Here is a 10544-nt window from a genome sequence, read left to right on the forward strand (position 1 = left end):
AGCGTCAGCGGCAGAGCAACATTTTCGGCTGCGGTTAATCTGGGTATCAGATGAAAACTCTGGAATACAAATCCCACTTTTTCACGCCTGACCTGAGCCTGCTGCAGTTCCGTCAATTCGGTAACATTATCACCATTTAGAACATAATTGCCGCTGTCGGGTTGATCCAGTAAACCCAGCACATTGAGTAATGTCGATTTACCTGAACCGGAAGGCCCCATAATAGAGACGTAGTCACCGTTTTGAAGCTGCAGGTTAACATCATCAAGACCATGCACCAGCTCTTCTCCCACTTTGAAGGTACGGTTTATATGCTCAAGCGTGATCATCTTTCTTCCGGTTTTTCAATTTTAGCCAGAACCCCGTCAGCAACCCCTTTACGATCGACTGTGGTCACTACCTGTTCACCCTGTTCAATGCCTCTTAGAATTTCTGTCTGGTCCCAGTTGGCCAATCCTATTTTTACGTCACGCAGCTGCAGTGTACTTTGAGCGGTATTAAAAATATAAACCTGCTGCTTGTCGATAATAGCCTCAGTAGGGACACGTAATACATTATCACGCATCCTTAAGATCACTTCCGCATCAGCACTGTAGCCCGGCAGCATTGCCGCCATGTCATCCGGGTTTTCAAAAATCACCTCGATATCAACAGTGCGCGCCTGCTTTTCACGATCCAGTACATAGGCTGCTATGCGCCTTACCTTTGCGGGAAAACGCCTGTCTTTAAAAGCATCCAGGCTGATACGGGCGAGCATATCCGCCTGGATCTGCGGGGCATCCACTTCATCGATCGGAGCACTGACATAAAAACAGGAATTATCAACCATATCCACTGCCGGCAAAGTCGCGATACCCGGTGGTGATGGTGTGACATATTCACCAATTTCACCATTCACCTCCACCACCACGCCACTAAAAGGCGCTTTCAAAAGCGTGCGCTCAAGGTGTGCCTCGGCCACGCCAATGCGTTCTTTACTGACAATGGCTGAACTCAGTGATGCGGTACAATCTGCCCGACTTGATTTTGCGGTTGCCACGGCCTGATCGACCAGCTCTTCAGAAATAGCTCTGCTTTTACCCAGATCTGTTTTTCGTTTGGCATTTTTTGCCGCAATATCCGCCTGCACACAGATGCTTTCGGCGCGAGCGCGAGCAGCTTCAGCTTCAGAATAGGCAAGCCTTACCTCCGCCTTTAAATCATCATTCCATAACGCCAGCAGCACCGCCCCCTGCTCGACCTGATCTCCTTCCTTAATCAGCAGTGAAGCAATCTGTCCACCCAGCGCCGGTGACATCTTCGCCCGCCGACAGGGCATAACAGTTCCGGCCCGGGTATTAGCGACAGTCTCTTCAATCATCCCTATTTCGGCCTCCTGCACCTGTACCAGTACAGGCTTAGGACGAGTGTTGTAAACCAGAACTAACATTATGACCAGGATCACTACAGCAATAATCAACAGATGCTTATTTCTTTTAATCATACCCATCCTTGTGTTTATTAATGCTTATGCCAAACAACTTGGATCTCTTATCAAACAGCCACATCGCTACTGCATCTAATCATTGTTATGGCTAAAATAACCATGACGCGCGCCTTTTAACAGTTTATGAAATCCCTTGCCATCAACGTGCACCAGATGTTCATGATCTCCGGCTTCAAAGAAAATATTAGCCAGAGCCAACAGGCGCTGATCCATAAACGTTGCCAGTTGATAAGCCGGTCCCACTGGTGGAATCGCACCGGATTGGCAGTCATTAAAGAGCTTATTGATTTCAGCTTCTTCTGCCAGTGAAAATTCCCGTCCGACCTCTTCGCTCATTGCCTTTAGTTTCAGCCAGTGGCGCCCGGGAATCACAACCATTGCATAACCGCGGGCATCTTTGACAATCACCGCCTTGGCAATATGATCTTCAGGAATGTGCGCAGCCTCAGCACTCTCGCGACTGTTATAGGTTTTTGGATGCGGCAGCAGATCATAATCAATTTGCAGTGCCGCCATATAAGATTTTACCGTTTCTGCCATGGACATGGTGTTTGTTCCTTATCGAATAATTCAAGTTACTTACCAGCCCCATTAAGGATCTGTATTCAATACTCACTCATGATCTGAGGCCAAATAAATTGCGCTTTTGTTAATTCAAAGTGTAGTCTATCCCCTTCCGGTGCACCTATATTTGCCATGCAGGATTAAAAATTAATCATCGGAAAGCATGCCCTGGATAATGATGCTGCAGGGGCTGACATAACGAGAATATTGCTCTGGAAGGGAAATAATTGAGTGAACCTGCACAGGAGAGAAGCTAAGCAATAATCAGGAGCCGGTTTATGTAGGTGTTGCAAAGCGGAATACTGAATGGCGTTTTATAAAGTTAGATGATGAGAGATGGGCTTTAATAAAGTTTTCACATCCCACCATTTAAAGGGTAAACAGTGAGATGTGAATATGTCCGGACGTTAATAATTTAGCGGGTCTATTTTAAGAAATAGGACTCTGCTAACGCATTGTGAATGCCGGCTAATTTAATCTGTAATTGATCAATATAATCGTGCAACTCACCGTTTCTAAGTACCCTGACATCACTATGTTTTAAATCATCACTGGCTTCATCAATCAACTCAATCACCTGAGGTGAGTTGACAAGAGGCTCAATTAAGTCTTTTAATTCATACAAGCAAAACAGAATTGATCTTGGAAACACCTCACTATGCATGATAAATTCAATGACATCTTTGCGCTGAATACGTACACTCATCTGTTGACGATACATTTGATAGGCACTCAGTGAGCGTAATAAACTCATCCATTGAATATTATCGTAAGGTTTAGCCTCTTCACTGGTGATAAGCGTCGCAGAGCGGACATCTAAAATTCGCGAAGTCATATCTGCCCGTTCAATAATTGAACCGAAGCGGATAAAAACATAACCGTCATCATGGTTAATAGTGCCGTCCAATGCTCCGAATATCATCTGCGCTGATTCAATGATATGTTTTAAATAGTTAAACCGGCCACGCTTGGTCAGGCCTTCATTTTTATTATCTTTGACGTAATAATATAATGAATTAATGCCTTCCCAGATGCACTTCGGCAGAACATCACGAATGGTTCTCGCATTCTCCCTTGCGCTGGAAATAGAATTAAGAATGGAGGAGTGGTTATTATCCCCAGCTAACAAATATCTTAATGCACTTTGTTCCGAAAAGTCTTTATGATTTTTCTGGTATTCCTCACGTACCCCTATGATATCAATCAACGGCGCCCAACCTGAAGAAACCCCCTTAGGTAAATCCATAATCAGCATGTTATTAACATTGATTAAACGCGCAACATTCTCTGTCCGTTCAACATAACGGGACATCCAGTATAAAGTTTCAGCTACTCTTGATAACATATTATTCAGCTTCCTCGTCAACAATCCAAGTATCTTTACTACCGCCACCCTGTGATGAATTCACCACTAAAGAGCCTTTAACCATGGCGACTCGCGTTAATCCTCCGGTGGTAACCTGAATATCTTTGCCCGATGACAGGATAAAAGGTCTGAGATCCACATGCCGGCCAGCAGGATCAGACTCAGCTAAAGTCGGCACGGTGGACAGGTTTAAAGTGGGTTGTGCAACCCAGTTGCGCGGATCAGCTTTAATCTGTGCGATAGTTTCCTGCTGCTGTTTTTTAGTGGATTTAGGCCCAATCAACAAACCATAACCGCCTGATTCATTCGCGGGCTTAACCACCAGCTTATCAATGTTTTTGATCACATAATCACGTTCTTTTTTATCTAAGCACTTGTAAGTAGGTACATTCGCAATTTTTGCCTCTTCACCCAGATAATATTTAATAATTTCAGGGACATAAGCATAGACTACTTTATCATCTGCAACACCGGCGCCGGGGGCATTAACCAAAGCGACATTACCTTTTGCCCAGGCACGCATCAAACCGGGTACGCCCAGTTTTGAATCCGGATTAAAGGCTTCCGGATCTAAAAACAGATCATCAATGCGGCGATAAATAACATCAACTCTGCGCAACCCCGTGATAGTTTTCATATAAACACAATCATCTTTTTCGACCACCAGATCCCGGCCTTCCACCAGCTCGCAGCCCATCTCTTGAGCGAGGTAACAATGTTCAAAATAAGCAGAATTAAATACCCCGGGGGTCAATACCACCACCTCAGGTATATCCTGCGGACGCGGAGACATCGCAGAGAGCATATCGAACAACTGCGATGGGTAATCATTGACAGGCAGAACCGGAACCTGCTCAAACAATTCCGGGAAAACACGTTTCATAACGGAACGGTTTTCAAGCATATAAGAGACACCGGAAGGAACGCGCAGATTATCTTCCAGCACGTACATGGTGCCGTCACCGTCACGGACTAAATCTGAACCACAAATATGCGCCCAGATATTATTAGGTGGATTAACGCCCACGCATTGCGGACGAAAATTAACGGATTTGGCCAATAAGTCTTTTGGAAAGACACCATCTTTTATTATTTTTTGCTCATGGTAAAGGTCATTAATAAACAGGTTTAGTGCTTCAACGCGTTGTTTTAACCCCGTCTCGACAGTCTGCCATTCGTTTTTACCTATAATGCGCGGAATAATATCCACAGGCCATGCCCTGTCTATAGTATTTCCCTCATCATATACAGTGAATGAAATACCCATCTCTTTAATCGCCAAATCAGCGACCGCTCTGGCTTGTTTTAACTCATCACCGGATAAACCGGCAAAGAATTGCGCTAATTGTCGTCCATGTGGTCTTACTCCTCCCTGGCCGTCAATTAATTCATCAAAAAAACCATTTGTTTGGTACGCTTTCCAATCAATTCCCATACAGTTCGCCGCCTTTTCCATTATTAACTTTCATGCCATATAAATTTTTTAATTATTCTAATCGGGTCATATCGACCGCCACATTGAGGCTCTGCGATCCCCCACCAAATACAACTCCTTTCAACGGAGTTACATCAGAAAAATCCCGGCCGACTGCCAGAGTGATATGCTGACCGTCGGGTAATACATTGTTGGTCGGATCAAAATCAAGCCAGCCGAAATTCGGAACAAAGACGGCAAACCAGGCATGAGTTGCATCGGCACCTTCTAATTTTTGTTCACCTTCCGGCGGTATTGTTTCAATATAGCCACTGACATATCTCGCCGCTAATCCCATGCTGCGCAGGCAAGCTAGTGCAAAGTGTGCAAAATCCTGGCAAACGCCCCGTTTTTGTGCAAAAACATCACCCAAAGGGGTGCTAATCGTGCTAAAACTAGGATCATAGTAAAACTCATGAAAAATTCGTGCCATTAAATCCTCACAGGCAGAAATTAAATTTTTCTGCGCAGAAAAAGAGGCCAGCGCATAACTTTTAATATATTTGTCTAAAGGAGTATATTGAGAAGGCAGAACAAACTCAGCGGCTTTTAATAATTCATGAGTATTAGGATTAGCCAGTAAATCACGGGTTTTTTCCCATGGCAGATCAATACTATTTAAATTTTTATTCAGACCCGCAAACAGTTCAACCTCACTGACCGCCGTCACTTTAAGTGTTTTGTGTTGCGTGGCGATCTCAAAAGCGGTCACGTCATTATCAAAATAATCGGTATACTGCTGCAGATAGTTGGTTGACGGTTGTATTTCAATTTCGGTGTTATAACAAATCTGTCCCCGGTGATTGCTTTTTGGGGTTAAACGCGCCTGATTTTGGCATAAACTGACAAAATCCGAATAATGATAGGTTGTGGTATGTTTTATTTTATATTTCACGATTGGGCTTACCCATATTGGTCCAGTTTAATTTTTTAGCCCTTTTAGTATGCGTGAAATACTGAAGTAACAATACGTCACAAAAAGTATCCAGATTGGTACGGATATTCTGGCTAAATTCCACTAGCAGCTTACGTTGACCATTTTCACTTGATTGCAGGTAGTCTCTTTCGGTCAAATAACAACTGGTTTTAGAGAGGAGAATCGCTTTCTCATGCGCGGCAATTAATCCGGGCCGTCGCTTGGCCGGCAGGTGCTGGCAAAGTTGATTAATTTGCTCTAACTGAAATAATAAAGAACGGGGATATTCGGCATCCAATAATAATAATTCGATACCTGTCCCGAGGCTCTGGTACATGCGATAACGACGTTTATGGGTCACCAAACTCGCCTGACTGCTCAATACCGCTTCTAACAATCCGAGTTCTTCGGCCGTATCTAACTCTTTAACCAACAACGCAGAAGTTAATGAAGTAATTTGCATGCTGCGTTCAATCCTGCGTCCCATTTTCAATAAAAACCAGCCGTTGCTATTAGGCATACAGTCCGTAATGGAACCATTAAAGGCCATGATTGAGCCCATAATTTTATCTAAGCTGCTTTGTATTGAACGCGTTGAGACCTCTATTGTGGTATTTTTCAATAAACGGATTTGCTCATTAATTTCGTCAATAATCCGCCAACTGTCATAGGATAACAATTCCCGGATTTGCACTGCCGAATTAGTCAAATAACCAAGGGTATTACTAATACTGGCGGGACATTCCTTAGTCGCTAACAGTTGAAAAGCCATCTGCTTACACAACACAGGATCAAACTTCTCCAGCTTTGTATCTTGTTGTGTGTAGGGATAAACAATCAACTGCGCTTTCATCGCAGCTAACAGTCTGGTGACAATATTTTGCCGGGTTAAATCAGGATAGATAGCCAACTCGGTATATCTGTCTATAAAGATACGTAAAATACGTACCGTATTTTCACATCTTTCCAAATAGCGCCCTAACCAAAACAGATGTTCAGCAGTACGGCTCGATATCTCCCCTTCCAACAGGGTAAGATCCATCCTTTTTCTGATCTGCCCCGGTACTGCGTGTGCTTCTTGAGCTTTACTATTATCAGTGCTGATCCAGGTATCTTTAACCCAGCCTGACTCACTGGCCTCATTAGAAAAACATAAGGCAGAAGGTAAAACCTCCACGCCATATTCTGTGGTTAAAGCATAACAGCGAAATACAACAGGTTTATCAACTAACCGGCCATTAACCCAAAATGGTGCAGTACTGAATTTGGCTTTGTCCCGGAAATAATAATCGTCGGGCTGGGTACTGAGCAGCTGAGCTATTTTTTCTGCGTCAACAGCCCCGTCTAATGTAAATTGTTTATCCTTGTAAGAAGCAAATTCAAGTTGATTCCAATCTAATGTTTTGGCTTGTTGGACGTCATAATACTCAGGCTCACTGAGTATTAAGGGTTCTTTTAAAAGGTGAGTGGATAATTCGGCTAAATGACACTTAATCGCTGTCGACGTTAACACGCCGCTGCCAAAGGGGTTTATCACTTTGACCGAGCCATCCCGCACCGCCTGTAATAAACCGGGAATACCATGTAATGAATACTCAGTTTGCTCTAATGAATCGATAATCCGATCCGGCAGCCAACGGATAATGACATTAATTTTCCCTAATCCCTGTAAGGTTTTTAAACAAACTTGACCGTTGCGTACGGTCAGGTCAGCACTCTGCACCAGGGTATAACCGAAATAGGTGGATAAAAAAGCATGTTCATTATAATTAGGATCATCCGCTCCCTTAGTGAGGATCACAATGCGCGGATCATCCATATTGCTGCTGTATTCATTGACATTTTCCTGAAATAACTGCAGAAATTTTCTAATTTCCTGCACGCCGCATTCAGCAAACTCTTCAGCCATGACCCGCCGGGCGATAATGCGACTTTCAAGCAGCAAGCCCAGGCCTAACGGGCACTGGCAATGATCCGTCAGCACTTTAAATTTACCGGATGGATCCCGGTAAACATCAAGCGCGGTAAAAAACAGCTTTAAATCCTTTGCCGGCAGACTAAAACCTTCACGCAGGTAATTATTATCCCGATATAATTGCTGAGCCGGAATCAGTCCGTCCAATAGTAATTTTTGCCCGCTATAGATGTCCTGCTGAACCCTGTTTAATAACTGGGTTCTCTGCTTTACACCCGCTTCAATCAAAGCCCAGTCGGCTTTAGAAAACATAAAGGGTAAAGGATCAAGGTGCCACTGCTGACTGCTGTCATGTTTGATACTGCTGTTTTGCAGTAACTGAGTTATTTCAGTCGCCCGGTTGCTGATATCTTCTGCCGAGAGGTTCGCCAGACGATTAAACAGGGTATCCCAATGCTCCGGATGCAGGCCGCTATGATTGGCTACCTCGTCATGCACATGCAGACCATTTAAGTATGAAGAGAGCCATATGGGTAATTCAGACATAGTGTGATTTCTTATATACAAGCTAACTATTACTCCATGTTATAGCAGATAAACAACAGAACCTTTACTTTTATATCAGATAACTGTGACAAAAAAATATTAAAATTATTCCACCCTGACGATATTCAGGGTGGAATAAATTTTTATTTAAAAGTAGGCTGTCGACGTAAATCCAGTGTATTCGGATAATCCTGATTAATGCTTTCCTCTTCAGGAAAAACAAAATCACTGACAGCTTCGGTTTGTTGAAAACTGTGATTAACCGCTGAAGGTGACCATGTTGGCAGTGCCGATGCTAATAACGACGGCGTATGCCCATGCTCCCAGAATCGCGCAATTCTGCGCCCTTCTGCTTCAAATGCATTGATCGGTGCAGTCTCAGGGTTACGTCCGCCCGCGTGGCTGACATGATAAACGAAGCCACCTAAAGAGCGTCCGGACCAGGTATCAATCAGATCAAACACCAGTGGTGCATGCACACCAATGGTCGGGTGTAACGCGGTGGGCGGCTGCCAGGCACGGAAACGAATGCCCGCCACCATTTCATTTTTAGTTTGTGCGTTGACCGGCTTAAGCGGCACTCTGCGGCCGTTACAGGTTACGATATAACGATCGCCAACCATTCCCTGGACTTTGATTTGTACTCTTTCCAATGATGAATCAACATACCTTGCTGTACCGGAGCCGGTTGCTTCCTCACCCAAGACATGCCAGGGTTCAATAGCGGTTCTCAGCTCTAATACAATGCTGTCCAACTCACGCGTACCACACACAGGGAATCTAAATTCAAAAAACGGATTCAGCCAATTTAATTGGAAATTAAAGCCTGCCTGCTGCAGATCGCGGCAAATTTCAGCCAAATCATTTTCCACATACTGCGGTAATAAAAACTTATCATGTAATTCAGTACCCCAGCGCACCAGCTGTTTGTGATACGGCTGTTTCCAGAACCAGGCTAATAAGGTACGCAGTAATAACATCTGTACCAGACTCATTTGCGAATGAGGCGGCATTTCAAAGCCTCTAAATTCAACAATCCCCAGCCGGCCCATTGCTGAATCGGGGGAGTATAATTTATCAATACAAAATTCTGCGCGATGGGTATTACCGGTTAAATCGACCAATAAATTACGCAGTAACCGGTCAACCAGCCAGGGCTCAGGCACTTCGCCTTTGGGCATATGTGAAAAAGCAATTTCCAATTCATATAACACTTCATCACGTGCTTCATCAACGCGTGGCGCCTGGCTTGTCGGACCGATAAACAGGCCGGAAAACAGATAAGACAAACCGGGATGGTGCTGCCAGTAGGTGATAAAGCTTCTTAATATATCAGGTCGGCGCAGGAATGGACTTTGATCCGGTGTTGCACCGCCTAATGTCACATGATTACCGCCACCCGTGCCGGTGTGACGCCCGTCAGCCAAAAATTTATCGGTACCTAAACGGCATTGTTTGGCCAGGCCGTATAAGGTTGTTGTTCTGTCAACTAATTGCGCCCAGGAGGTAGACGGGTGAATATTCACTTCGATTACTCCCGGATCCGGCGTCACCGCATATTTTTCGACGCGGCTATCCTTCGGTGGACTATATCCTTCTATTACCACCGGCATAGTCAGTTCTTTAGCAACAGACTCGATCGCATCTAATAATCCCAGGTACTGTTCAAAATGACTGATCGGTGGCATAAAGGTATACAAGCGCCCTTCCCGGACCTCCAGAACAAGCGCCGTTTTAATCATCTCTTTACCGATAAATCCCTTTTTCAATTTCGGGGGGGTAACAAAATCAAGCGGAATATCAAACGGGTCGCGCTCGATAATATTATCCGTCCATTCCAGACTGTCTAAAGGAAGACGGTAACCCAGAGGTGATTCACCCGGTAATAAGAAACAATGCCCGCGTTTAAATTCCCAAATACATGACTGCCAGCAATTTTTGCTATCATGCCATTTCAGAGGTAAGACATAACCCACAGGTTTTTCTATACCCTGCTCCATTTTTGCCAGCAGTCCTTTACGGCTCATCGCATGCAGCAATTCAGGCTGCTTAGGTGATATTTCTGTCGGTAAAGAGGCTTCCTGCCATAGATGATAGAGAATATCTTCATAAGCGGTAGTCAGTGCAGTCTTATCCAGGCCCAAGGCGTTACACAGGGTTTCTGCAAATTGCTTCGTATGGTTATGATCTAATTGATAATCTTTATTGGGATCAGCTAACAGCGTAGGATCCTGCCATAACGGAACACCATCTTTGCGCCAGTAACAGGCGTATTGC

At 44.3% G+C, this 10544-nt stretch carries 8 protein-coding genes; all 8 read right to left on the reverse strand.

Going from position 1 to position 10544, the window contains the following annotated elements:
• A partial coding sequence (locus tag ABZA00_RS14090) for an ABC transporter ATP-binding protein (protein WP_372882796.1) occupies nucleotides 1-329 on the reverse strand: 329 nt, incomplete at its 3' end.
• Entirely contained in the window at nucleotides 326-1483 is a 1158-nt protein-coding gene (locus tag ABZA00_RS14095; protein WP_372882797.1) for an efflux RND transporter periplasmic adaptor subunit, read from the reverse strand. The genes ABZA00_RS14090 and ABZA00_RS14095, both read right to left, overlap by 4 nt.
• Before the next feature lie 75 nt (nucleotides 1484-1558).
• On the reverse strand, nucleotides 1559-2032 hold the full coding sequence (locus tag ABZA00_RS14100; protein WP_372882798.1) for an aminoacyl-tRNA deacylase: 474 nt from the start codon (nucleotides 2030-2032) through the stop codon (nucleotides 1559-1561).
• A gap of 442 nt (nucleotides 2033-2474) precedes the next feature.
• On the reverse strand, nucleotides 2475-3395 hold the full coding sequence (locus ABZA00_RS14105; RefSeq protein ID WP_372882799.1) for an alpha-E domain-containing protein: 921 nt from the start codon (nucleotides 3393-3395) through the stop codon (nucleotides 2475-2477).
• Nucleotide 3396: 1 nt separating this feature from the next.
• Nucleotides 3397-4851: a circularly permuted type 2 ATP-grasp protein gene (locus tag ABZA00_RS14110; RefSeq protein WP_372882800.1), complete on the reverse strand. Its 1455-nt coding sequence runs from the start codon at nucleotides 4849-4851 to the stop codon at nucleotides 3397-3399.
• Nucleotides 4852-4903: 52 nt separating this feature from the next.
• Nucleotides 4904-5785 (reverse strand): transglutaminase N-terminal domain-containing protein, encoded by an 882-nt coding sequence (locus tag ABZA00_RS14115; RefSeq protein ID WP_372882801.1) that lies wholly within the window; start codon nucleotides 5783-5785, stop codon nucleotides 4904-4906.
• Nucleotides 5775-8267, reverse strand: a complete 2493-nt coding sequence (locus ABZA00_RS14120) for a circularly permuted type 2 ATP-grasp protein (RefSeq protein WP_372882802.1) — start codon at nucleotides 8265-8267, stop codon at nucleotides 5775-5777. Before ABZA00_RS14120 ends, ABZA00_RS14115 begins: the two co-directional genes overlap by 11 nt.
• A 143-nt stretch (nucleotides 8268-8410) precedes the next feature.
• A partial coding sequence (locus ABZA00_RS14125) for a transglutaminase family protein (protein ID WP_372882803.1) occupies nucleotides 8411-10544 on the reverse strand: 2134 nt, incomplete at its 5' end.

The sequence above is a fragment of the Psychromonas sp. genome (assembly GCF_041586535.1).
Lineage (GTDB): Bacteria > Pseudomonadota > Gammaproteobacteria > Enterobacterales > Psychromonadaceae > Psychromonas.